The organism is Streptomyces xanthii, from assembly GCF_014621695.1.
GTDB lineage: Bacteria > Actinomycetota > Actinomycetes > Streptomycetales > Streptomycetaceae > Streptomyces > Streptomyces xanthii.
Genome location: NZ_CP061281.1, coordinates 1,384,690 through 1,408,087 on the forward strand (window position 1 = coordinate 1,384,690; position 23,398 = coordinate 1,408,087).

Annotated in this window: 23 protein-coding genes and 1 pseudogene; 10 read left to right on the top strand and 14 right to left on the bottom strand. The window is 71.9% G+C overall.

Going from position 1 to position 23,398, the window contains the following annotated elements:
* The first annotated feature begins 177 nt into the window (after positions 1-177).
* From ccrA to pssA, 7 genes are all read left to right on the top strand, one after another.
* On the top strand, positions 178-1,515 hold the full coding sequence (ccrA, locus tag IAG42_RS06400) for a crotonyl-CoA carboxylase/reductase (protein WP_188336048.1): 1,338 nt from the start codon (positions 178-180) through the stop codon (positions 1,513-1,515).
* A 21-nt stretch (positions 1,516-1,536) separates the two neighbouring features.
* A complete protein-coding gene (locus IAG42_RS06405; protein ID WP_188336049.1) occupies positions 1,537-3,585 on the top strand; it encodes a protein meaA in 2,049 nt (682 codons plus the stop codon).
* Entirely contained in the window at positions 3,582-4,541 is a 960-nt protein-coding gene (locus tag IAG42_RS06410; RefSeq protein WP_188336050.1) for an HpcH/HpaI aldolase/citrate lyase family protein, read from the top strand. The genes IAG42_RS06405 and IAG42_RS06410 overlap by 4 nt, the downstream gene beginning before the upstream one ends.
* A gap of 5 nt (positions 4,542-4,546) precedes the next feature.
* Positions 4,547-5,059, top strand: a complete 513-nt coding sequence (locus tag IAG42_RS06415) for a MaoC family dehydratase (protein ID WP_188336051.1) — start codon at positions 4,547-4,549, stop codon at positions 5,057-5,059.
* The gene (locus IAG42_RS06420) at positions 5,056-6,261 is read left to right on the top strand and encodes an acyl-CoA dehydrogenase family protein (protein ID WP_188336052.1); all 1,206 of its coding nucleotides are present in this window, start codon (positions 5,056-5,058) and stop codon (positions 6,259-6,261) included. The genes IAG42_RS06415 and IAG42_RS06420 overlap by 4 nt, the downstream gene beginning before the upstream one ends.
* A gap of 184 nt (positions 6,262-6,445) precedes the next feature.
* Positions 6,446-7,102 carry a phosphatidylserine decarboxylase gene (locus IAG42_RS06425; RefSeq protein WP_188336053.1) on the top strand — a complete coding sequence of 219 codons (657 nt, stop codon included), beginning with the start codon at positions 6,446-6,448 and terminating at the stop codon, positions 7,100-7,102.
* Positions 7,103-7,157: 55 nt separating this feature from the next.
* Positions 7,158-7,940, top strand: coding sequence for a CDP-diacylglycerol--serine O-phosphatidyltransferase (gene pssA, locus IAG42_RS06430; protein ID WP_188341220.1), 783 nt, complete (start codon positions 7,158-7,160; stop codon positions 7,938-7,940).
* 246 nt (positions 7,941-8,186) lie between these two features.
* Here the strand turns inward: pssA and IAG42_RS06435 are convergent, their stop codons facing one another.
* Positions 8,187-9,338: a glycerate kinase gene (locus IAG42_RS06435; protein WP_188336054.1), complete on the bottom strand. Its 1,152-nt coding sequence runs from the start codon at positions 9,336-9,338 to the stop codon at positions 8,187-8,189.
* A 211-nt stretch (positions 9,339-9,549) separates the two neighbouring features.
* Between IAG42_RS06435 and IAG42_RS06440 the strand changes: the two genes are divergently transcribed.
* Positions 9,550-10,041: an NUDIX domain-containing protein gene (locus IAG42_RS06440; RefSeq protein WP_188336055.1), complete on the top strand. Its 492-nt coding sequence runs from the start codon at positions 9,550-9,552 to the stop codon at positions 10,039-10,041.
* A 63-nt stretch (positions 10,042-10,104) separates the two neighbouring features.
* On the top strand, positions 10,105-10,845 hold the full coding sequence (locus IAG42_RS06445) for an SIR2 family NAD-dependent protein deacylase (protein ID WP_188336056.1): 741 nt from the start codon (positions 10,105-10,107) through the stop codon (positions 10,843-10,845).
* 4 nt (positions 10,846-10,849) lie between these two features.
* Here the strand turns inward: IAG42_RS06445 and IAG42_RS06450 are convergent, their stop codons facing one another.
* The 9 genes and pseudogenes from IAG42_RS06450 to IAG42_RS06490 all read right to left on the bottom strand — a co-directional run.
* Complete coding sequence (locus tag IAG42_RS06450) at positions 10,850-11,341, bottom strand: methylated-DNA--[protein]-cysteine S-methyltransferase (RefSeq protein WP_188336057.1); 492 nt, start codon at positions 11,339-11,341, stop codon at positions 10,850-10,852.
* An 11-nt stretch (positions 11,342-11,352) separates the two neighbouring features.
* Positions 11,353-12,819, bottom strand: a complete 1,467-nt coding sequence (locus IAG42_RS06455) for an AlkA N-terminal domain-containing protein (RefSeq protein WP_188336058.1) — start codon at positions 12,817-12,819, stop codon at positions 11,353-11,355.
* Between the two features lie 172 nt (positions 12,820-12,991).
* On the bottom strand, positions 12,992-13,525 hold the full coding sequence (locus tag IAG42_RS06460) for an O-acetyl-ADP-ribose deacetylase (RefSeq protein ID WP_188336059.1): 534 nt from the start codon (positions 13,523-13,525) through the stop codon (positions 12,992-12,994).
* Entirely contained in the window at positions 13,522-14,934 is a 1,413-nt protein-coding gene (locus tag IAG42_RS06465; RefSeq protein ID WP_188336060.1) for a phytoene desaturase family protein, read from the bottom strand. The genes IAG42_RS06460 and IAG42_RS06465 overlap by 4 nt, the downstream gene beginning before the upstream one ends.
* A 79-nt stretch (positions 14,935-15,013) precedes the next feature.
* Positions 15,014-15,877 (bottom strand): inositol monophosphatase family protein, encoded by an 864-nt coding sequence (locus IAG42_RS06470; RefSeq protein ID WP_188336061.1) that lies wholly within the window; start codon positions 15,875-15,877, stop codon positions 15,014-15,016.
* A 110-nt stretch (positions 15,878-15,987) separates the two neighbouring features.
* Positions 15,988-17,835, bottom strand: coding sequence for a gamma-glutamyltransferase family protein (locus IAG42_RS06475; RefSeq protein WP_223205886.1), 1,848 nt, complete (start codon positions 17,833-17,835; stop codon positions 15,988-15,990).
* Between the two features lie 139 nt (positions 17,836-17,974).
* Positions 17,975-18,379 carry a cold-shock protein gene (locus tag IAG42_RS06480; RefSeq protein ID WP_188336062.1) on the bottom strand — a complete coding sequence of 135 codons (405 nt, stop codon included), beginning with the start codon at positions 18,377-18,379 and terminating at the stop codon, positions 17,975-17,977.
* Positions 18,380-18,482: 103 nt separating this feature from the next.
* Complete coding sequence (locus IAG42_RS06485; RefSeq protein WP_188336063.1) at positions 18,483-19,019, bottom strand: DUF4232 domain-containing protein; 537 nt, start codon at positions 19,017-19,019, stop codon at positions 18,483-18,485.
* Positions 19,020-19,028: 9 nt separating this feature from the next.
* Positions 19,029-19,133 (bottom strand): annotated as a pseudogene (locus IAG42_RS06490) (DNA-binding response regulator); the annotation flags it as partial.
* Between the two features lie 381 nt (positions 19,134-19,514).
* On the opposite strand from IAG42_RS06490, the gene IAG42_RS06495 reads away from it, so the two are divergent.
* Positions 19,515-20,180: a hypothetical protein gene (locus IAG42_RS06495; protein WP_188336064.1), complete on the top strand. Its 666-nt coding sequence runs from the start codon at positions 19,515-19,517 to the stop codon at positions 20,178-20,180.
* Between the two features lie 27 nt (positions 20,181-20,207).
* Here IAG42_RS06495 and IAG42_RS06500 read toward each other — a convergent pair whose 3' ends face one another.
* The 4 genes from IAG42_RS06500 to IAG42_RS06515 are packed head-to-tail and all read right to left on the bottom strand — an operon-like array spanning position 20,208 to position 23,359.
* Positions 20,208-20,837, bottom strand: coding sequence for a VOC family protein (locus tag IAG42_RS06500; protein ID WP_188336065.1), 630 nt, complete (start codon positions 20,835-20,837; stop codon positions 20,208-20,210).
* 10 nt (positions 20,838-20,847) lie between these two features.
* A complete protein-coding gene (locus tag IAG42_RS06505) occupies positions 20,848-21,960 on the bottom strand; it encodes a sensor histidine kinase (protein ID WP_188336066.1) in 1,113 nt (370 codons plus the stop codon).
* Positions 21,953-22,654, bottom strand: coding sequence for a response regulator transcription factor (locus IAG42_RS06510; protein ID WP_188336067.1), 702 nt, complete (start codon positions 22,652-22,654; stop codon positions 21,953-21,955). Before IAG42_RS06510 ends, IAG42_RS06505 begins: the two co-directional genes overlap by 8 nt.
* Positions 22,655-22,663: 9 nt before the next feature.
* Positions 22,664-23,359 (bottom strand): VanZ family protein, encoded by a 696-nt coding sequence (locus IAG42_RS06515; protein ID WP_188336068.1) that lies wholly within the window; start codon positions 23,357-23,359, stop codon positions 22,664-22,666.
* Positions 23,360-23,398: the final 39 nt, after the last annotated feature.

Below are 23,398 nucleotides of genomic sequence, written 5' to 3' on the forward strand. Positions count from 1 at the left end.
CGACCGACCGTGGCTCGCGCGCCCGGACGCCTGCGTCACAGGCAACCTTCCGCGCCACACCAAGCGCTGCCAGAGCACCACCCGCCGAACCGACGGCACCGCACCACCACCAGCAGCAGCCCCATACCGACCCCGACTCAGCGTTCCCCTCAGACGCTCATCGCCGGAGGCACCACCGTGAAGGAAATCCTGGACGCGATTCAGTCGCAGACCGCCACGTCTGCCGACTTCGCCGCCCTGCCGCTGCCCGACTCGTACCGCGCGGTCACCGTGCACAAGGACGAGCAGGAGATGTTCGCCGGGCTCGCCAGCCGCGACAAGGACCCGCGCAAGTCGCTGCACCTCGACGACGTCGCGCTGCCGGAGCTCGGCCCGGGCGAGGCCCTGGTCGCCGTCATGGCCAGCTCCGTGAACTACAACTCGGTCTGGACCTCGATCTTCGAGCCGGTCTCCACCTTCGGCTTCCTGGAGCGTTACGGCCGGCTCAGCGAGCTCAGCAAGCGCCACGACCTCCCCTACCACGTCATCGGCTCCGACCTCGCGGGCGTCGTCCTGCGCACCGGCCCGGGCGTCAACGCCTGGAACCCGGGCGACGAGGTCGTCGCGCACTGCCTCAGCGTCGAGCTGGAGTCCTCGGACGGCCACAACGACACGATGCTCGACCCCGAGCAGCGCATCTGGGGCTTCGAGACCAACTTCGGCGGCCTCGCCGAGATCGCCCTGGTCAAGTCGAACCAGCTGATGCCGAAGCCCGACCACCTGAGCTGGGAGGAGGCCGCGGCCCCGGGCCTGGTGAACTCCACCGCCTACCGCCAGCTGGTCTCCCGCAACGGCGCCGGCATGAAGCAGGGCGACAACGTCCTGATCTGGGGCGCGAGCGGCGGCCTCGGCTCGTACGCCACCCAGTTCGCCCTGGCCGGCGGCGCCAACCCGATCTGTGTCGTCTCCTCCCCGGAGAAGGCCGACATCTGCCGGGCCATGGGCGCCGAGGCGGTCATCGACCGCAACGCCGAGGGCTACAAGTTCTGGAAGAACGAGCACGAGCAGGACCCGCGCGAGTGGAAGCGCTTCGGCAAGCGCATCCGCGAGCTCACCGGCGGCGAGGACGTGGACATCGTCTTCGAGCACCCGGGCCGCGAGACCTTCGGCGCCTCCGTCTACGTCACCCGCAAGGGCGGCACGATCGTCACCTGCGCGTCGACGTCCGGCTACAACCACGAGTACGACAACCGCTACCTGTGGATGTCGCTGAAGCGGATCGTCGGCTCGCACTTCGCGAACTACCGCGAGGCCTGGGAGGCCAACCGCCTCATCGCCAAGGGCAAGATCCACCCCACCCTGTCGAAGGTCTACTCCCTCGAGGAGACCGGCCAGGCCGCCTACGACGTGCACCGCAACCTCCACCAGGGCAAGGTCGGCGTCCTCGCGCTGGCCCCCGAGGAGGGCCTGGGCGTCCGCGACCACGACAAGCGCGCCCAGCACATCGACGCCATCAACCGCTTCCGCAACATCTGATTCCCGGGGGAGCACGAGCAGATGACTGAGCGTCAGAAGGACCGGCCGTGGCTCATGCGCACGTACGCCGGTCACTCCACGGCGGAGGCGTCCAACGAGCTGTACCGGCGCAACCTCGCCAAGGGCCAGACGGGTCTGTCGGTCGCCTTCGACCTGCCGACCCAGACCGGCTACGACCCGGACCACGTCCTCGCCCGCGGCGAGGTCGGCCGGGTCGGCGTCCCGGTCTCGCATCTCGGTGACATGCGACGGCTGTTCCAGGACATCCCCCTGGAGCAGATGAACACCTCGATGACCATCAACGCCACCGCCATGTGGCTTCTGGCGCTCTACCAGGTCGTCGCGGAGGAGCAGGGCGCGGACATCGCGACGCTCCAGGGCACGACGCAGAACGACATCGTCAAGGAGTACCTGTCGCGGGGCACCCACGTGTTCCCGCCCGGGCCCTCCCTGCGTCTGACGACCGACATGATCGCCTACACGGTGTCCCACATCCCCAAGTGGAACCCGATCAACATCTGCTCGTACCACCTCCAGGAGGCGGGGGCCACACCGGTCCAGGAGATCGCGTACGCGATGTCCACCGCCATCGCTGTTCTCGATGCCGTACGCGACTCAGGGCAGGTCCCCGAGGAGAAGTTCGGGGACGTCGTGGCCCGCATCTCCTTCTTCGTGAACGCGGGAGTCCGCTTCATCGAGGAGATGTGCAAGATGCGGGCGTTCGGGCGGATCTGGGACCAGATCACGCGCGAGCGGTACGGCATCGAGAACGCGAAGCAGCGCCGGTTCCGCTACGGCGTGCAGGTCAACTCCCTGGGCCTGACCGAGGCCCAGCCGGAGAACAACGTCCAGCGGATCGTCCTCGAGATGCTGGCCGTCACCCTCTCCAAGGACGCGCGCGCCCGCGCCGTCCAGCTGCCGGCCTGGAACGAGGCCCTGGGCCTCCCGCGGCCGTGGGACCAGCAGTGGTCCCTGCGCATCCAGCAGGTCCTCGCCCACGAGAGCGACCTGCTGGAGTACGAGGACATCTTCGCGGGCTCGCACGTCATCGAGAAGAAGGTCGACGAGCTCGTCGCGGAGTGCCTCGCCGAGATCGACCGGATCCAGGAGATGGGCGGCGCGATGGCCGCCGTCGAGTCCGGCTACCTCAAGTCGCAGCTCGTCTCCTCGCACGCCGAGCGGCGCGCTCGTATCGAGGCCGGCGACGAGAAGATCGTCGGTGTGAACATCTACGAGTCGACCGAGCCGAACCCGCTCACGGCCGACCTGGACGCCGCGATCATGACCGTCGACCACGCCGTCGAGGCGCAGGTCGTCCGGGCCATCGGCGAGTGGAAGACCACCCGTCAGGAGTCCTCCGACCGCCAGGGCATGGGCGACCCGTTCCACTACCCGACCACCGGGCAGGCCCTGGAGCGCCTCAAGGAGGCCGCGGCCGGCACCGAGAACCTGATGGAGGCCACCCTGGAGTGCGCCCGCGCGGGTGTCACGACCGGCGAGTGGGCCGGGGCGCTGCGCGAGGTCTTCGGCGAGTTCCGCGCCCCCACCGGCGTCTCCTCCGCCCCGGTCGCCGTGACCGCCGAGGCGGGCACCCCGCTCGCCGAGGTCCGCGAGAAGGTCCGCCGCACCGGCGAGGAGCTCGGCGGCAAGCTGCGCCTCCTGGTCGGCAAGCCGGGCCTGGACGGGCACTCCAACGGCGCCGAGCAGATCGCCGTGCGGGCCCGCGACGCCGGGTTCGAGGTGGTCTACCAGGGCATCCGGCTCACCCCGGAACAGATCGTGTCCGCCGCGCTCGCCGAGGACGTGCACTGCGTCGGCCTGTCGATCCTCTCCGGATCGCACGCCGAGCTGGTGCCCGACGTCCTGGACCGGATGCGCGAGGCGGGCGCCACCGACGTCCCCGTGATCGTCGGAGGCATCATCCCCAACGCCGACGCCGAGGACCTGAAGCGGGCGGGAGTGGCCGCCGTCTTCACCCCCAAGGACTTCGGCATCACGGAGATCATCGGCCGTATCGTCGACGAGATCCGGAAAGCGAACCAGCTCGACCCTCTGGAGGTCCCCGCATGACTGTGAACCGTCTCCGTCCGCGCCGCTCCTGCCTCGCGGTGCCCGGAAGCAACCCCCGCTTCCTGGAGAAGGCCCAGGGTCTGGCGGCCGACCAGGTCTTCCTCGACCTGGAGGACGCCTGCGCCCCGCTCGCCAAGCCGGAGGCCCGGCACACCATCGTCAAGTTCCTGAACGAGGGTGACTGGACGGGCAAGACGCGCGTCGTGCGGGTCAACGACTGGACCACCGAGTGGACCTACCGCGACGTCGTCACCGTCGTCGAGGGCGCCGGCCAGAACCTCGACTGCATCATGCTCCCGAAGGTCCAGACGGCCGACCAGGTCGTCGCCCTGGACCTGCTGCTGACCCAGATCGAGAAGACGATGGGCTTCGAGGTCGGCAAGATCGGCATCGAGGCGCAGATCGAGAACGCGCAGGGCCTCAACAACGTCAACGCGATCGCGCAGGCCTCCCCGCGCATCGAGACGATCATCTTCGGCCCGGCCGACTTCATGGCCTCCATCAACATGAAGTCCCTGGTCGTCGGCGAGCAGCCGCCCGGCTACGGCGCCGACGCCTACCACTACATCCTGATGAAGATCCTGATGGCCGCCCGCGCCAACGACCTCCAGGCGATCGACGGCCCCTACCTGCAGATCCGCAACGTGGACGGCTTCCGCGAGGTCGCGGGCCGCGCCGCCGCCCTCGGCTTCGACGGCAAGTGGGTGCTGCACCCCGGCCAGGTCGAGGCCGCCAACGAGATCTTCTCGCCGTCGCAGGAGGACTTCGACCACGCCGAGCTGATCCTGGACGCGTACGACTACTACACGTCCGAGGCCGGCGGCAAGAAGGGCTCGGCCATGCTCGGCGACGAGATGATCGACGAGGCCTCCCGCAAGATGGCCCTGGTCATCTCGGGCAAGGGCCGCGCGGCCGGCATGCAGCGCACCAGCAAGTTCGAGGCCCCGGAGGCGTAAGACACATGCAGTTCGGCCGCACCTACGAAGAGTTCACCGTCGGGGACGTCTACAAGCACTGGCCCGGGAAGACGGTCACCGAGTACGACGACCACCTCTTCTGTCTCCTGACGATGAACCACCACCCCCTCCACATGGACACGAACTATGCGGAGAAGACGACGGACTTCGGCAAGAACGTCGTCGTCGGCAACTACATCTACTCCCTGCTGCTCGGCATGTCCGTCCCGGACGTCTCCGGCAAGGCCATCGCCAACCTGGAGATCGAGTCGCTCAAGCACGTGGCGCCGACCTTCCACGGCGACACCATCTACGGCGAGACCACGGTCCTCGACAAGACCCCGTCGAAGTCGAAGAACGACCGCGGCATCGTCTACGTGGAGACCAAGGGCTACAAGCAGGACGGCACGCTCGTGTGCGTCTTCCGCCGCAAGGTGATGGTGCCCACCGAGACGTACATCAAGGAGCGCGGCGGCGAGCAGCCCGGCCGCCCGGACCTTCAGGAGAAGCAGAAGTGAGCCGACTCGCCCAGACCCACGGCCTGACGGATGTGCAGCGAGAGATCCTGTCCACCGTCCGGGACTTCGTGGACAAGGAGATCATCCCCGTCGCGACGGAGCTGGAGCACCGCGACGAGTACCCGCAGCAGATCGTCGACGGGCTCAAGGAGTTGGGTCTGTTCGGTCTCATGATCCCCGAGGAGTACGGGGGTCTGGGCGAGTCGCTGCTGACGTACGCCCTGTGCGTGGAGGAGATCGCGCGCGGCTGGATGTCGGTCTCCGGCATCATCAACACGCACTTCATCGTGGCGTACATGCTCAAGCAGCACGGCACGCAGGAGCAGAAGGAGTACTTCCTTCCGCGGATGGCGCTCGGCGAGGTGCGCGGCGCGTTCTCGATGTCCGAGCCGGCGCTCGGCTCCGACGTCTCGGCGATCTCGTCGAAGGCGGTCAAGGACGGCGACGAGTACGTCCTGAACGGTCAGAAGATGTGGCTGACCAACGGCGGAACGTCAACGCTCGTGGCGGTTCTCACACGAAGTGACGAAGGACACCCCGAGGGCACGGCCCCGCACAAGTCGATGACGACCTTCCTCGTGGAGAAGGAGCCCGGGTTCGGTGAGGTCCGTCCCGGACTCACCATCCCCGGGAAGATCGACAAGATGGGTTACAAGGGCGTCGACACCACCGAGCTGGTGATGGACGACCTGCGCATTCCGGCCAATCGTGTGCTCGGCGGCGAGACCGGCCGAGGGTTTTACCAAATGATGGACGGCGTCGAGGTCGGCCGCGTGAATGTCGCGGCGCGTGGCTGCGGTGTCGCACAGCGTGCCTTCGAACTGGGTGTCTCGTATGCCCAGCAGCGCCACACTTTCGGCAAGGCGATCGCCCAGCACCAGGCCATCCAGTTCAAGCTGGCCGAGATGGCTACCAAGGTCGAGGCCGCGCATGCGATGATGGTCAACGCAGCACGCAAAAAGGACTCCGGGGAACGAAACGACCTCGAAGCGGGAATGGCCAAGTACCTGGCCTCCGAATACTGCAAGGAAGTCGTGGAGGACGCGTTCCGGATCCATGGCGGATACGGGTTCTCGAAGGAGTACGAGATCGAGCGCCTCTACCGCGAGGCTCCGATGCTGCTGATCGGCGAAGGTACCGCCGAAATCCAGAAAATGATCATTGGTCGTCGACTGCTCGAAGAGTATCGGTTCCAGGGCTGAGCCTGGGCGTGATGTCCGGTTACGGGGTGTTTTCTTCGCAAGGAAGATCACACCCCGTCAACACTCTTCGGCCGCCGACTCGGCTTCCTGGCTTGCCCAGTTGTGGCTCGCAACCGATAGCATCCCCGGAAAAGCCGCCGTCCCCCCGTAACCAGCGCGGCCTCATCCGCTACGAAGGTCATCCATGCCCCACAGCCAAACCTCTGCACCACGCGACGGCTTCCTCGGTGGTCGCCTTGCGCGCGGAGCATCGCCGTGGCTCCTTCCGACCGTCGCCACGGCCGCTCTGAGCCTGGCCCGATCGCGTCGGTCCAAGAAGGCCGCAGCACTCGCCGTCCCGACCACCGCTCTGGCGGCTGGCATGCTGTGGTTCTTCCGCGACCCCGAGCGCGAGATCGCCTCCGGCCGGGTCATCTCCCCGGCCGACGGTGTGGTGCAGAGCATCATGCCGTGGAAGGACGGCCGCACCCGCGTCGCGATCTTCATGAGCCCGCTGAACGTCCACGTGAACCGCGCGCCGCTCTCCGGCACCGTGACCTCCGTCGAGCACATCCCCGGCGGATTCGTCCCGGCGTTCAACAAGGAGAGCGAGAACAACGAGCGCGTCGTCTGGCACTTCGACACCGAGCTCGGTGACATCGAGATGATCCAGATCGCCGGCGCCGTCGCCCGCCGCATCGTGCCCTACATCCCCCAGGGCACGAAGGTCGAGCAGGGCGAGCGCATCGGTCTGATCCGGTTCGGCTCGCGCGTGGACATCTACCTGCCCGAGGGCGTCGAGGTCGACGTCGAGGTCGGGCAGAAGACGGTGGCTGGGGTGACTCGCATTGACCGTGACTGATCCCGAGACCCAGACCTGGGCCTCCGACGCCGACGGCGCCGACGAGGCGGAGGAGATGCCGCTCTCACTGCGTCTGTCGATAGCGGACACGCTCACGCTCGGCAACGCCACGTGCGGCTTCATGGCGGTCTACTTCACGACGACCGGCATTCTGATCCCGCACATCCAGGGCAGCAACGACTCCGGCATGGCGCGGCACTCCGCCGCGACGGCCGTGATCCTGATGCTGGCCGCCGCGATCTTCGACCTGTTCGACGGTCTGGTGGCCCGCAAGCTGCGTTCGTCGCCGATGGGCGCGGAGCTGGACAACCTCTCCGACCTCATCAGCTTCGGGCTCGCGCCCGCCTACTTCGTGCTCGTCTACGGCATGGTCGCCGACGACGCGCACCAGAGAGTGGCCGCGGTCGGAGCGATCGTGGTGCTCCTGGCGGTGGTGCTGAGACTCGCGCGGTTCTCCTGCGTGACCGTGAAGGACGGCACGTTCCAGGGCATGCCGTCGCCGTTCGGCGCGCTGACGGTCGTCTCGATCGTTCTCCTGGAGCTGCCCTTCGTGGCGACGCTCCTGGCGATCATCGGTACGGCGTGGCTGATGGTGAGCCGGGTCGAGTACCCGAAGCCGCGGGGCCGCACGGCGGTCGCGATGCTGTCGTGGATCGTCCTGAGCATGGCTCTGCTGGCCGCGTGGGCCTTCGACGCCCCCGGGGGCCAGCTGCTCCTCCAGACGGGCTGTGCGCTCCAGCTGGTGCTCGGAGCGGTCATCCCGCTCTTCGCCACGGCTCGCCGCGTGAACAATTTCCGCGACAACCGCCGCGAGGCGCGTGCCGCGCAGCTTCCGTAGTTCGCCGAGTACGCAAGGAAGGGCCCCGAACCTTTGAGGTTCGGGGCCCTTCCGTATGCCCTCACGCGCGGCCCCGGTGGGGGCTGGCCGCGCAGTTCCCCGCGCCCCTGAGGGGGCTGCGCCTCCTCGGGGAGATGCCACCCGAAGGGTGTGCATCTCAGGGGCGCGGGGAACTTCGCGAGACGCCCCACCGGGCCGCGGACGGTGACGGGACCGGCGGAGCTACGGCGAGGAGCCGAGTCGGCCTCAGCTCAGGAAATCTCGCGCGATGCGCTCCGCCACGTCCTCCAGGATGGGCCCCGCCTCGGCGATGCAGCGCGCCACATCCGGCTCCAGGTCGGTGAGCGCGTAGGCCCGGCGGATACCGGCCCGGCCGAGCGCCTCCGGCGGCAGGGCCAGCCGCCCGCACACCGCGACGACCTCGATCCCGGCCGCCCGGGCCGCCGCCGCGACCCCCGCCGGCGCCTTCCCGTGCAGGGTCTGCTCGTCCAGCGACCCCTCACCGGTGATCACCAGCGTCGCCTTCGCGAGCGCCGGCGCGAACCCGAGGACGTCGAGCATGACCTCGATCCCGGGCCGGAAGCTCGCGCCGAGGCCGACGAGCGCCCCGTACCCGATGCCGCCGGCGGCACCCGCCCCCGGCGACGCCGCGTACTCGAGCGCGGCGGGCCCGACGGACTCGCCGAGCACCTTCGCGAAGTGGTCCAGGGCGGCGTCCAGCTCGGCCACGTCCTCGGGCGTCGCGCCCTTCTGCGGGCCGTACACCGCGGGCGCGCCCTTCGGGCCCGTCAGCGGGTTGTCCACGTCGCTGGCGAGCACGATCTCGACGTCGGCGAGGCGCGGGTCGAGGCCCGACAGGTCGGCCGAGGCCAGCGTGGCCAGCGGGCCGCCGCCGGGCGCGACCGGGTCCCCGGACGCGTCCAGGAAGCGGGCGCCGAGCGCGGCGAGCATGCCGGCGCCGCCGTCGGTCGTGGCGCTGCCGCCGACGCCGAAGACGATGCTGCGCGCGCCCGCGTCGAGCGCGGCGAGGAGCACCTCGCCGGATCCGTACGTGGTCGACGTCAGCGGGGCGAAGACGCCCTCCGGCAGGAGCTGGAGGCCCGAGGCCTCCGCCATCTCGACGACCGCGGTGCCCTCGCGCAGCGCGTACGCCGCGGTGACCTTCTCGCCGAGCGGTCCGGTCACCTCGACCTCGCGGCGCTCGAAGCCCGCCGCGACGGCCGCCGCGACGGTCCCGTCACCGCCGTCGGCGACCGGCACCGCCTCGACCTCGACGTCGGGCGCGACCCGGCGCAGTCCCGCCGTCACACGCTGTGCGACCTGCACCGCGGTCAGCGAGCCCTTGAACTTGTCCGCCGCGATCAACACGTGCCGCGCGGCCTGTGCAGCGTCCGCCACCTTGCTCTCCCCTTGCTGTTCGGGCCTTGCTCGAAACAAGGCAGTCGCGCCGCTGCGACCTTAACCGCAGGAGGGGCTCCCTGCCCATGGTCGTCCGCCTCGCGGGACGCCGACTCGCCCGGATAACTCAGTGGATATACGTACACAGTAGGGCGTCCGGATCTGGAAAACGATCGATCAAACGACGCCGTCGCTCGCTAGGCTGAGCCGGATGAGCACCCTGGACTACGCCACGTACATCGCCGGACTCCCCCGTGTGCTGGTCGGCGCCGCCGCGCTGTTCCGCGACGAGCGCGGGCACGTCCTGGTGGTCGAGCCGAACTATCGGGAGGGCTGGGCGCTGCCCGGCGGCACGGTGGAGTCGGACGACGGGGAGACGCCCCGGCAGGGCGCCCGGCGCGAGACGCTGGAGGAGATCGGGCTCGACGTGGACCTCGGGCGGCTGCTCGTCGTGGACTGGGTGCCGGGCCCGGGGCGGCCGCCGATCGTGGCCTACCTCTACGACGGCGGGGTGCTGGACGCCGAGCGGATCGCCGCGATCCGGCTCCAGGAGGAGGAGCTGCTGTCGTGGCGGTTCGTCCCGCACGACGAGCTGGACACCTACCTCCTCGGCACGCTGCACGGCCGGGTCACCAACGCCCTGGACGTCCTGTCCTCCGGATCCGGCACCGTCGAGCTCGAGAGCGGGCGGCCCGTCGGCTGACCTCGGCCGCCGGCGTCCGAAATCGGTGGACGCCGGCCCGGCTGCCTGGTCTGATCTGTCCCCATGAGCGCCTCGACCGGAAAACCCCTCGTCGCCCTGCTGACCGGCGCCGGCATCAGCACCGACTCCGGCATCCCCGACTACCGCGGGCCGAAGGGGCTGTGGCGCGAGGATCCGGACGCCGAGAAGCTCGTCACGTACGAGTACTACATGAACGACCCGGAGATCAGGCGCCGCTCCTGGCTGATGCGTCTGCGGACCGGCGCCCTGAACCCCGAGCCGAACGCGGCGCACCACGCGATCGTGGACCTGGCGGCGTCCGGGGTCCCGGTGCGGGTCGTCACGCAGAACGTGGACGGGCTGCACCAGCGCGCCGGGCTGCCCGAGCGCAAGGTGATCGAACTGCACGGGTCGACCCGCCGCGTCGTCTGCACGGCGTGCGGCGAGCGCGGGCCCATGGAGGCGGCCCTCGCCCGGGTCGAGGCCGGCGAGGACGACCCGGGCTGCCCGGCGTGCGGCGGCATCCTCAAGCCGGCGACGGTGATGTTCGGCGAGCGGCTCGATCCGATGGTGATCGGCGAGGCCGCCGCGATCACGAAGGCGTGCCAGGTGTTCCTCGCGGTCGGCTCCAGTCTCCAGGTGCACCCGGCGGCGGGCCTGGCCGGTCTTGCCGCCGAGCAGGGGGCGCGCCTGGTGGTGGTGAACGCGGAGCCGACGCCGTACGACGACGTCGCCGACACGGTCGTACGCGAACCGATCGGGACGGCGCTGCCCCGGCTGCTGCGGGAACTGGTCGAGGGCTGACGGGCTAGAACAGGGCGGTGCCGCGCTCGAAGTCGAGCAGGCGGCGCTTGCGGGTCAGGCCGCCTCCGTAGCCGGTGAGGCTGCCGTCGGCGCCGACCACCCGGTGGCAGGGCACGATCACGCCGACGGGGTTCTTCCCGTTGGCGAGGCCGACCGCGCGGGAGGCCCCCGGATTGCCGAGCGCCTCCGCGAGCTCGCCGTAGGTGCGGGTCTCGCCGTACGGGATCTGCCGCAGCCGCTCCCACACGGACCGCTGGAACGGGGTGCCGTGCAGGTCGAGCGGCAGGTCGAACTCCTTCAGCTCGCCCTGGAAATAGGCCTCCAGTTGCTCGACGACGGCACCGAAGGGCCGCTCGTCGCGCTCGCCGAAGGTCTCCTCGGCCGGACGGTGGCGCTGGCCGGTCATGTAGAGGCCGGACAGCACACCGTCGGTGGCGACGAGGGTGAACGGTTCGTACGGGGTGTCAATGACGGTGTGCTGCCTGAGCTGGTCCATGGTGCGTTCCCTCACGCGGGCAGGAAGTTGATGGGGTGGTCGTCGGTGGCCCAGAGGTACTGGGTCGCGTAGGCGCGCCAGGGCCGCCAGGCCGCCGCGCGCGCGGTGAGCGCGGCCGGGGTGTGCGGCAGGCCCAGCTGCCGCGCCGCGCGGCGCATGCCGAGGTCGGTGGGCAGGAAGGCGTCGGGGTCGCCGAGGGCCCGCATGGCGATGGCCTCGATGGTCCAGGGGCCGAAGCCGGGCAGTGCGGCGAGCGCCGCCCGCGCCTCGTCCCAGTCCGACTCGGGTCCCAACGTGAGCCCCCCGTCGGTCAGTTCCCGTACGAGCGTCAGCAGGGTGGTGCGGCGGGTGCCGGGCAGGGCGAGGGACTCGGGGTCGAGGGAGGCGAGCGCGTCCGGGGTCGGGAAGAGGTGCGTGAGGCCGCCCTCGGGGTCCTCGACCGGGTCTCCGTGGGCGCGGACCAGCCGGGCAGCGTGGGTACGGGCGGCCGCCGTGGACACCTGCTGCCCGAGCACGGCGCGCACCGCGAACTCCGCCTCGTCGACGGTGCGCGGCACCCGGCGTCCCGGCGCCTTGTCGACGAGCGGGGCGAGCAGCGGGTCGGCGCGCAGCTGGTCGTCGACGGCGACGGGGTCGGCGTCGAGGTCGAGCAGGCGGCGGCAGCGGCTGATGGCGACGGTGAGGTCGCGCTGGTCGGTGAGGATCAGCCGGCAGCCGATGTGCTCGGGGCCGGGGGTCAGCGCCACGATCCCGTACCCGTACGGGAGCCGCAGCGTGCGCCGGTACGCCCCGTCGCGCCACTCCTCGACGCCGGGCACGGCGGTGGCGGCGAGGTGGCCGAAGACGTTGTCGGGGTTCAGTGGCGTGCGGAACGGCAGGCGCAGGGTGATGGCCCCGGGAGCCCCGGTCCGCGCTCGTGGCGCCCGGTCGCGCAGTTCGCTCGGCGACAGGGCGAAGACCTCTCGGACCGTGTCGTTGAAGGAGCGGACCGAGGCGAATCCGGCGGCGAACGCGATGTCGGCCATCGCGAGGCCCGTCGTCTCGATGAGCAGCCGGGCGGTCTGGGCGCGCTGGGCGCGGGCCAGGGCGAGCGGGCCCGCGCCCAGCTCGGCGCGGAGCTGGCGCTCGACCTGGCGCTCGCTGTAGCGCAGCCGGCGCGCGAGGCCGGGCACGCCCTCGCGGTCGACGACGCCGTCGCCGATCAGCCGCATGGCGCGGGCGGTGAGGTCCGCGCGCTGGTTCCACTCGGGCGAGCCCGGGGTCGAGTCGGGCCGGCAGCGCTTGCAGGCCCGGAACCCGGCCTGCTGGCAGGCGGCGGCGCTCGGGTAGAACACCATGTTCCGGGGCCGGGGCGGTACGGCGGGGCAGCCCGGCCGGCAGTAGATCCGGGTCGTCACGACGGCGGTGAAGAACACGCCGTCGAACCGGCTGTCCTTGGCCTGCACGGCCCGCACGCACCGCTCGGTATCGGTGTACATGTCTCCAGCATCGGTCACGGAGAAAGCCCTTGGCTGGCGAGAATCCGACATGAACGTGAGCGTCCCGGGGGCGCACGAAGTGTGCGTTGAGGGGCGCGGGGAACTGCGCGACCAGCCACGACTCACCCGCACCCGTACCCGTACCCGGCAACGGAGGGCACCCCTGCGGCGCTCAGCTCACATACGCCGAGAACGCCTCGAACGCCCGCTCGTCGAAGACCACGAACCGGACCTCGTCCAGCCCCGCCCTGCCGGCTCCCAGAAAGTCCCGCACCGCCGTCACGGCGACCCGAGCCCCGTCCTCCAGGGGCCACCCGTAGATGCCGGTGGAGATCGCCGGGAACGCCACGCTCCGCGCCCCGAGCTCCCCGGCCACCCGCAGCGACTCCCGGTAGCAGGACTCCAGCACCGCGCTCCGGTCCTCCGAGGCGGACCAGCGGGGACCGACCGTGTGGATGACCCAGCGGGCCGGCAGCCGCCCCGCCGTGGTCGCGACGGCCCGCCCGGCCGGCAGTCCTTTCCCGTAGTGCGAGGCCCGCAGGGCGCGGCAGTCCGCGAGGATCTCCGGCCCGCCCTTGCGGTGGATGGCCCCGTCGACGCCGCCGCCTCCGAGCAGCGAGGAGTTCGCCGCGTTGACGACCGCGTCGACCTCCTGCTCGGTGATGTCGCCCCGTACGAGCGTGATCCGTGTGTCGCGTGTGTTCATGACCGGTCCCTCAGTCTCCGCCAGACGGCCTTCGCCGCGTTGTGCCCCGACATGCCGTGCACGCCGGGGCCGGGCGGCGTGGACGAGGAGCAGATGAAGACCGCCGGGTGCGGGGTCGTGTACGGGGAGAGGGACAGCTTGGGCCGCAGGAGGACCTGGAGCCCGGCCGCGGCCCCGGCGGCGATGTCCCCGCCCACGTAGTTGGCGTTGCGCGCGGCGAGCTCGGGCGGCCCCATGGTCGCGCGGGCCAGCACGAGATCCCTGAACCCGGGTGCGAACCGCTCCAGTTGGCGCTCGATCGCGTCGGTCAGGTCCCCGTCCCACCCGTTCGGCACGTGCCCGTACGCCCAGAACGTGTGCTTGCCCTCGGGCGCCCGCGTCGGGTCGGCGAGGCTGGACTGCACGGTGATGAGGAACGGCGTCTCGGGCGCCCGCTCCCCGCCGGAGGCCTCCCGCAGCGCCCGCCCGATGTCGGAGCGGTACGGGCCGACCTGGACCGTGCCCGCGGACCGGGCCTCCTTCGCGGTCCACGGCACCGGCCCGTCGAGCGCGTAGTCCACCTTGAACACGCTGGCCCCGTACCGGAACCGGTCGTAGTAGCGGCCGAGCCCCGCGATGCGCGCGAGGGCGGTGGGCGAGGTGTCGAAGACGTAGGCACGGGCCGGCGGCAGGTCGTCGAGCCGCTTGACCTCGTAGCCGGTGTGGATCTCGCCGCCGAGGTCCTTCAGGTACGCGGCGAGCGCGTCGGACACGGCCTGGGAACCGCCGCGGGCGACGGGCCAGCCCCGGGCGTGCGCGGCGAGGGCGAAGACGAGGCCGATGCCGCCGGTCGCGAGGCCGTTCAGCGGGGCGATGGTGTGCGCGGCGAGACCGGAGAAGAGGGCGGGCGCCCGCTCGTCGCGGAAGCGCCGCATGAGCCGGCTCGCGGGCAGCAGTCCGTTCACCCCGAAGCGGGCGAGGCCGACGGGGTCGCGGGGCAGCGAACTCAGCGGCAGCGACATGAAGTCCCGTACGAGGGTGTCCCAGCGGTGCAGGAGCGGCTCGACCAGGCGGCGGTACGGGCCCGCGTCGCGCGGCCCGAACGAGGCGGCGGTCTCCGCGACGGAACGGGACAGGACGGCCGCGGTGCCGTCGGGGAACGGGTGCGCCATGGGCAGGTCGGCATGCACCCACTCCAGGCCGTACCGGTCCAGCGGCATCGCCCTGAACGCCGGGGAGTTGATGCCGAGGGGGTGGGAGGCCGAGCAGGGGTCGTGGCGGAAGCCGGGGAGCGTCAGTTCCTCGGTGCGCGCTCCGCCGCCGATCGCGTCCCGCGCCTCGAACAGCGCCACGGAGAAGCCTCTCCTGGCCAGTTCGACGGCAGCGGTCAGCCCGTTCGGCCCCGCACCCACCACGACGGCATCGAACATCGACGGCACCTTCGGACTCCTTCGTCAGCCGACGGCCACTGCCCGCCCAGGATATGCCGGGGTGCCGACAGCGCCGGGGTCAGGCCCCGGCCGAGAGCGCTCCCGCCACGCGCCGCGCGGTGGCGGCGTCCCGGGCCGCCGTGAAGGGCAGCACATTGCCGCCGGTCACGGCGAAGGGGACGCCCGCGCCGGTGAGGTGGGCGCCGCCCGCCTCCTCGACGAGGAGCAGCCCCGCGGCGTGGTCCCAGGCCAGCTCCCAACTGAACGCGGTGGCGTCGAGCGCGCCGCGGGCGACCGCGAGGTACTCCAGGCCGGCCGAGCCGCACGGGCGCGGCGCGAAGCCGTCCGCGCGCAGGCCGAGCAGGGCGCGCTTCTGGTCGTCCGTCGTGTAGTCGGGGTGCGAGGTGGCGATGCGCAGGTCCTCGCCGGGGGCCGGGGAACCGGCGACGAGCAGCTCGCCGTCGAGCCGGGCGCCGCGGCCGCGGACGGCGACGGCCATCTCACCGAGGGCCGGCGCGTACGTCCACGAGGCGAGGACGACACCGTCGAGGGCGAGGGCGACGAGGGTGCAGAAGCCGGGGTCGCCGTGGACGAACTGGCGGGTGCCGTCGACGGGGTCGACGATCCAGACGGGGGCGGAGCCGCGCAGCGCCTCGTACGTCGTCGGGTCGGCGGCGACGGCCTCCTCGCCGACCACGACGGAGCCGGGCAGCAGGGCGGGCAGCTCGCGGGTGAGGTACTCCTCGGCGCGCTTGTCGGCGACGGTGACGAGGTCGTGCGGGGCGCTCTTCTGCTCGATCTCGTGGGCGGCGAGCTGCCGGAAGCGCGGGGTGATCTCGGCGGCGGCCGCGGCGCGGACGATGCGCTCGACGTCCGTGGCGAGCCGGTCGGTGACATGGCGGGACAGAAAGTCGTCGATGCTTTCCGTGATGGTTTCGATCATGCCTCCATGAGAACACGCCCCGCTGACATCGCGTTCCCGCGGGGTGAACCGGCGGTGGAATCGCCTTGAAATCGCGGTTCCACCGCCGACCCGTCCCGTGCCCGCGGCGGTCAGCGTCCGACGGCGTAGCCCTGCATGCCGCGCGGGTTCGCGGCGGCCGACAGGACTCCGGTGCGCGGGTCGCGGGCCACGGCGCACAGCCGGCCCTCGGACCAGGCGTCGCCGACGGTCACGTCGTGGCCGCGCCGGCGCAGCTCGGCGACGACCTCCGCGTCCGTGCGGGACTCGACGGTGACCGATCCCGGGCGCATGCCGCGCGGGAAGAAGGAACCGGGGAAGGAGTCGTTGTGCCAGTTCGGGGCGTCGATCGCGCCCTGGAGGTCGAGCCCTCCGCGCACACGGTCGCGCAGCGCCACCGCGAGGAAGAAGTGCACCTGCCACTGGTCCTGCTGGTCGCCGCCGGGCGTGCCGAACGCCATGACGGGGACGCCGTCCTTGAGGGCGAGCGAGGGGGTGAGCGTGGTGCGGGGGCGGCGGCCCGGGGTCAGCGAGTTCGGCAGGCCCTCCTCCAGCCAGGTCATCTGGAGCCGGGTGCCGAGCGGGAAGCCGAGCTCGGGCACGACGGGGTTGGACTGGAGCCAGCCGCCGGAGGGGGTCGCGGCGACCATGTTGCCCCAGCGGTCGACGATGTCGAGGTGGCAGGTGTCGCCGCGGGTCAGTCCGTCCTCGCGCACGTCGGGCTCGCCCGGCACCGGGGACGTCGGGCTCTTGGCGACCGTCGGTTCGCCGGCGCCCGCGACGCCCGGCACGTCGAACTCGCCCGCTCCGGAGGCCACCGCGAGGGCGTGCGCGCTCAGCCGCGGCTCCTCCCCCAGCGGACTGCCGGGGCGCAGTTCGTACGAGGCCTTCTCCGGGTCGACGAGGGCGCGCCGGGCGGTGTTGTAGGCGTCGGACAGGAGGGCGTCGACGGGGACCTCGGCGGCGTCCCCGTACCAGGCCTCGCGGTCGGCCATCGCGAGCTTGCAGCCCTCGACGAGCAGGTGGACCCAGTCGGCCGAGCCGTACGCGGGCAGTTCGGGCGGGAGCAGGGCGAGCTGCTGGAGGAAGGCCGGGCCCTGGCTCCAGCCGGCGGCCTTGCACAGGGTCCAGCCGCGCCAGTCGTAGGTGGCGGGCGCCTCGTAGGACGCCTCCCAGGAGGCGAGGTCGGCGGCGGTGAGGGTGCCGGTGTGGCGGGCGCCGCTGGTGTCCAGGGTGGGGCGGCCCGCCTGCCGGACCAGGGCCTCGGCGATGAAGCCCTCGCGCCAGAGGCGCCGGGCGGCCTCGATCCGGGCCTCGCGTCCGGCTCCGCCCGCCTCCTCCTCGGCCTCTTCCACGAGCCGCTGCCAGGTGGCGGCGAGCTGCGGGTTGCGCAGCAGTTCGCCGGGGCGCGGGGGCGCGCCGTCGACGAGGTAGATCTCGGCGGAGGACGGCCATTCGGTCTCGAACAGTTCGCGCACCGTCGCGACGGTCTCGCCGACCCGCTCGACGGGGGCGTGGCCGTCGCGCGCGTATCCGATCGCGTACGCGAGGACGTCGGCGAGCTCCATGGTCCCGTGGTCGCGCAGGAGCAGCATCCAGGCGTCGAAGGCTCCGGGGACGGCGGCCGCGAGGGGGCCGGTGCCGGGGACCAGGTCGAGGCCGAGGGAGCGGTAGTGGGCGACGGTGGCGCCGGCCGGGGCGACCCCCTGTCCGCACAGCACACGGACCTCGCCGCCGGCCGGGGCGAGGATGATCGGCACCTCGCCCGCGGGCCCGTTCAGGTGCGGCTCGACGACGTGCAGCACGAAGCCCGCGGCGACCGCGGCGTCGTACGCGTTGCCCCCGCGCTCCAGGACCGCCATCGCGGACTGGGAGGCGAGATAGTGCGTGGAGGACACCATGCCGAAGGTGCCCTGCAGAGTCGGCCGGGTCGTGAACAAGAAGGCTCCTCGTGCTGCGCGGCGGCGTGCGGCGAACAAGCGGAACGTATGGCTCGTCCCCCGTGCGCGACAAGGGACGTGTCCGGATCCCGGACCGTCTCGCCGCGCCGGCCGGGCGCGGTGCCGGCAGGGCCTCCGGTCAGCTGTCGACCCAGCCGTGCTTGCGGCCGTTCTGCACCAGTTCGCGGCGCACGGCGAGGATCTGCTCGCCGGTGAGGGAGGGGGCCGCGCGCAGCAGCAGCTCGGTGATCTCGTTCGTGAACTCGTCGACGCGCAGCACGTCGCACAGGACGTCGTCGCCCTCGGCGGCCGTGTGCCGGCCCGGGGCCGGGGCGGTCGCGCCCTCGGCGAGGCGCACGGACGAGGCCTTGGGGCCGCGGTCGCCGTCCTCGATCTCGAACTCGACCTTCAGGCCCGTGCGCAGATACGACTCGGGGATGAGGAGATCGTTCACGTGCAGGAAGACGTCCTCGCCGCCGTCGTCCGGCGCGATGAACCCGTACCCGCGCTGTCCGTCGAAGCGCACCACTCGACCGGCCGTCATGCCGACCACCCCCAACCACCTCGGCGGACCAGCCGTCCGTGTCCGCACCGATTTCTGCGGATCCTAGCGGGCCCGGTCCCGGGTGTGCGTCAGGGCGGGGGTGTCACGCGGGCTTCCAGGCGGTGGTACCGAGCTTCCCGGTGCTGCCGAGGTCGAAGGGCGCGTACGGGGTGAGCGTGGTCGTGCCGCGGCCGAGGCCCGGGTCGATCCTGGCGTGGGGCGCGGTGACGGGGGGCCGGGTCAGGTCGTCGTAGGTGTTGCGCCAGACGAGGCTGGTGACGGCGCCGGCGTGGGGGCGCACGGTGATGCGGTGCGGGCCGTTGTCGCGGATGCCGGTGGTGATCTCGTCGGTGCCTTCGAGGACGGTGACGTGCTCGACGGGCTCGCCGTCGGCGTCGAGCAGGGTCAGGCGCGGGTAGCCGTTCAGCTCGACGGTGGTCCGGCCGCAGTTGGTGAGGGTGACGCTCAGGGCGCGCAGGCCCGCGGCCGCCTCGGTGCGCCCCGTGGTCAGCCGGATGCCGGAGTCGGGGCAGGGGCGGGTGCTCGGCGCCACCTCGATGGTGTCGGGCCGTGCGGCGCTGTCGCAGCCCGCCAGGAGCAGCGCTGCCGCGGCGAGCGAGGCGAGGCGTCGGGTCGTCATGCGGTGATCCTACGGAGCGCTGCCGGCGCCCCGGGTCCGGGCGGTGACGAGGCCCGACTCGTAGGCGAACACGACGAGTTGGGCGCGGTCGCGGGCGCCGAGCTTGGTCATGGCGCTGTCCGTCCACTCCATCAACCGGATCGTGTCGGCGCTGACCAAGGACCGGCTGCCGAGCACGCGCCGGGCGCCTCGCTCCCGCTCCAGGACGCGCCGGGCGCCGCTCCCGCGCGGGCGGCGGGGCACCACCCTCGGGGCCGCCCACGACGCGCTGCGCACCGCCGCGACGAAGGGTGCACGGACCACTGTCTGGTGCACCTGATCGCGTACGGCGCGTTCGCCGCCGTCGACCGGATCGAGTCGGCGCTGCCGGTGCAGGCGCTGCTGTCCGCGGACGATGCCGCAGTGTGATGCGGATGTGACGGAAGTGGGCGTATACCCGCGCGGCAACTCGTGTGAGACTGACGTCCCCCACCCCCCGACGTAAGGACGTACACCGTGCGTTCTCTGCCGCTCCCGGTCGCCCTGACCGTCCGGCTGCTGCCCGTCGCCGTGCTCGCCTGTGCCGGCTGGGCGTACTCCACCGGCCCGATGTCCCCGCCGCACGACACCGAGAACAAAGCGGCGCCGCAGTCATCGGCGCCGCGGAGTCCCAGTGCCAAGGTGGCGGCCAAGACGTACGCCGAGCCGCCCGTGCCGTGCGGCACCGTGACCGCGAAGACGGTCGCGGCGCTGGTGCCGGGGGCGAAGGCGGCGGGCAAGGAGCTGTCGGCGACGGACGCGAAGGTGCGGCGCGGCTGCTCGTGGAGCGCCCTGAAGGGGTACGACTACCGCTGGCTGGACGTCACCTTCGAGGTGAAGGGCTCCGACGCCCTGGCCAAGCAGCTGTTCGCCTCCGCCGGGGAGGCCGCCGGGGCCGACTCCGGCGCGAAGGCGCAGGACATCGGGGACGAGGCCCGGCTGACGACCGAGCTGATGAAGAAGGACGGCCAGGAGACCCGGGAGGCCGTCGTCGCGGTGCGCAAGGGGAACGTCCTGGTGACGGTCACCTTCAACGGCAGCGACTTCGAGTCCAAGGGCGCGCCGTCGGCCGACACCATGACCGGGGGCGCGATACAAGCGGCGCGGGACGCGGTCGCCGGGCTCGGCTCCGGCAAGGGCTGAGCGAGCCCGGTCGTCCGGTCGTCCGGTTCAGGGTGCCGCGGTGAGTGAGGCGGTCTCCCAGGCGAAGCCGTCGGGGTCGGTGAACGGGCCGCCCGTGCCGCCGAGCACGACGCGGTGCGAGCCGGAGCCGTCGGCGGGCACCCCGGCGTCCTTGGCGAGGGCGGACCGCTTGTAGAGGGCGAGCTTGACGGTGCCGGGCGCGGCGGTGAACTCGACGTACTTGCCGCCGAAGCTCTTGGCCACCGCGAGGCCCTGTTCCACGTAGAACTGCTTGCTGGCCTTGACGTCCTCGACCCCGAGCAGGAGCACGACGTCGTCGATCGCGCCCGTGGCGGGTCCGGTGTTCTTCTTCGCCGAGCTGGCGAGCTTCCAGATGGTGCCGTCGGGGGCCCGGACGACGCCGCCGTAGCCCCAGAAGGACTTGCCGGCGGGCTTGAGCGCGGTGGCGCCGGCGGCGAGGGCGGCCTCGAAGAGACGGTCGACGTCGGCGGGCTGGGCGGCGGTCAGCGACAGCGTGAAGCCGCGGAACCCGTCGCTCGGGGCCTCGGCCGCGCGGACCCGGATCTGCTCCGGGTCGAGGCCGAAGGCGCTGGTCAGGAAGGTGGCGGCGGACGCGGGGTCGGTCGCTTCGATGGTGAGGGCTGCGAGGGAGTTCATGCGCTTCACGCTAGGCGGGCAGGTGTGGTCCGTGCTTCTCGATTCCTGACCGGATCGGCAGCCGGACCATGACGAGGAGGCCGCCGGTCGGGCGCGCGGTGAGGTCGAGGGTGCCGTCGTGGGCGCGGACGACGCTGTGCACGATGGCGAGGCCGAGGCCGACCCCGGGGTGTTCGCCGGTGCGGACGCGTTCGGTGCCGCGCTGGAAGGGTTCGGTGAGGGTGGGCAGCAGATCCGCGGGGACCGGGCGGCCGGTGTTCTCGACCGTCAGCACGCTCGTGTCACCGTCCTGCGCGGTGTGGACCGTCACGGTGCCGCCGGTGGGGAGGTTGTGCACGACCGCGTTCTGGACCAGGTTCGTCGTCATGCGGAGCAGGAGTTCCGGGGAGCCGTCGGTGCGGGTCGGCGAGCCGGTGACGTCGAGGGTGGTGCCGCGCTGTTCGGCGAGCGGGAGCAGCGTCTCGACGGCCTCCTCGGCGACGAGGGAGAGGTCGACACGTTCGCGGGTGACGTGACCACGGTCGCTGCGGCTGAGCAGCAGGAGGGCCTCGGTGAGGTCGATCGCGCGGGTGTTGACGGACTGCAGGCGCGCGAGGACCTCCTCCCTGTCCCGGGTGGGGTCGCGGCGGGCGACGTCGAGGAGGGTCTGGGTGACGGCGAGCGGGGTGCGCAGCTCGTGCGAGGCGTTCGCGGCGAACCGCTGCTGTTCGGCGACGTGCGACTCGAGCTGTTCGAGCATGGCGTCGAAGGTGTCGGCGAGTTCGCGGAACTCGTCCTGACGGTCCGTCATGTGAATGCGGTGGGACAGGGATCCGGTCCCGGCGGTGCGTGCCGCGTCGGTGATCCTGGTGAGCGGTGCGAGCATCCGTCCGGCGAGGAGCCAGCCGCCGACGAGGCCCAGGACGAGCAGGCAGCCCATCGCCACGGCGGCCCGGGGGAAGAAGATGCGGACGAGCAGGTAGCGGTTGGGCGAGATCCCGAGCAGGCCCTTGTCCTTGTCCGGGACGTAGCGCAGCAGGTACATCCACACCACGGCCATCAGGAGGGCGCCCGCGACGGCGAGGAACCCGGCGTAGCTCAGGGTGAGCTTCATCCGGGCGCTGAGTCGGGGGCGCCTAGCCATCGGTGCCGCCGGTGCCGGCGCCCGTGCCGGGGCCGCCCGTGTCGATGCGGTAGCCGACGCCGGGCACGGTGGCGATGACCCAGGGCGCGCCGAGCCGTTTGCGCAGGGCGGAGACGGTGATGCGGACGGCGTTGGTGAGCGGGTCGGCGTGCTCGTCCCAGGCCCGCTCCAGGAGTTCCTCGGCGCTGACGACACCGCCCTCGGCGGTGACGAGGACCTCGAGGACGGCGAACTGTTTGCGGGTGAGCGCGACGTGCCGCCCGTCGCGGAAGACCTCGCGGCGGAACGGGTCGACGCGCAGTCCCGCGATCTCCCGGACGGGTGGCCGGGAGTGCGCGCGCCGGCGGTCGAGGGCGCGCAGCCGCAGCACCAGTTCGCGCAGCTCGAACGGCTTGGTGAGGTAGTCGTCGGCGCCGAGCTCGAATCCGGAGGCCTTGTCGTCGATGCGGTCGGCGGCGGTGAGCATGAGGATCGGGATGCCGCTGCCGGAGGCGACGATGCGCCGGGCGATCTCGTCGCCGGAGGGCCCGGGGATGTCGCGGTCCAGGACTGCGACGTCGTAGGCGTTGACGTCGAGCAGTTCGAGGGCGGTGTCCCCGTCGCCCGCGAGGTCGGCGGCGATCGCCTCCAGACGCAGCCCGTCCCGGACGGCCTCGGCGAGGTAGGGCTCGTCCTCCACGATCAGTACGCGCATGTCCGCAGCCTAAGCAGCGGCGCGTATCGCCGCCGTATGCGCGCTCCGGGTGCGCCACAGGCGGCGGGAGGCGAGGCCGGCGAGCACGGCGCCCGCCGCGTTGACGAGGACGTCGTCCACGGAGGACACGCGGTCGAGGCGGAACACGTACTGGGCGGTCTCGATCAGGACCGAGCAGCCGGCGCCGAGCGCGAGGATCCGCGGCAGGGTCGCGACGGCCGCCCAGCGCATCGGGGCGAAGAAGCCGAGCGAGGCGAGGACCAGGAGGTTGCCGCCGATGCCGAGCGGTCCCATCGTGACGAGGTCGCGCAGCGGCACCAGGCTCACCCGGGGCGGCGCGACGCCGACCTCGCCGCCCGGCATCAGGGTCATCCACAGGAACGGCAGCGTCCCGTGCACCATGCCCACCTCGGCCAGCGAGATCCGCCACGCGTCGGGCACCCCGGCCGCTCGGCGCCGCCGAGCGAGCACCCACGCGACGAGCAGGGCCACCGGCAACAGCACGAGCGTCATGAGCACCACGCCGTTGAAGGTGCCGAAGCAGCCCTGCCACCGCCCGGCCACGCACGCCGGGGCGGCCATCATCAGCGGCCCGCGCAGCACGACCAGCACGGCGGCGAGCACACCGACCGCGAGACCGGGCCCCAGAAACCTGCGGACCCGGCCGGGCGACGGCGGCACGCTCAGAGTCGTCTCGTGATTCATGCCTCCATTGGAGAGGGCGGGCTGTTGCGGGGGCGTATG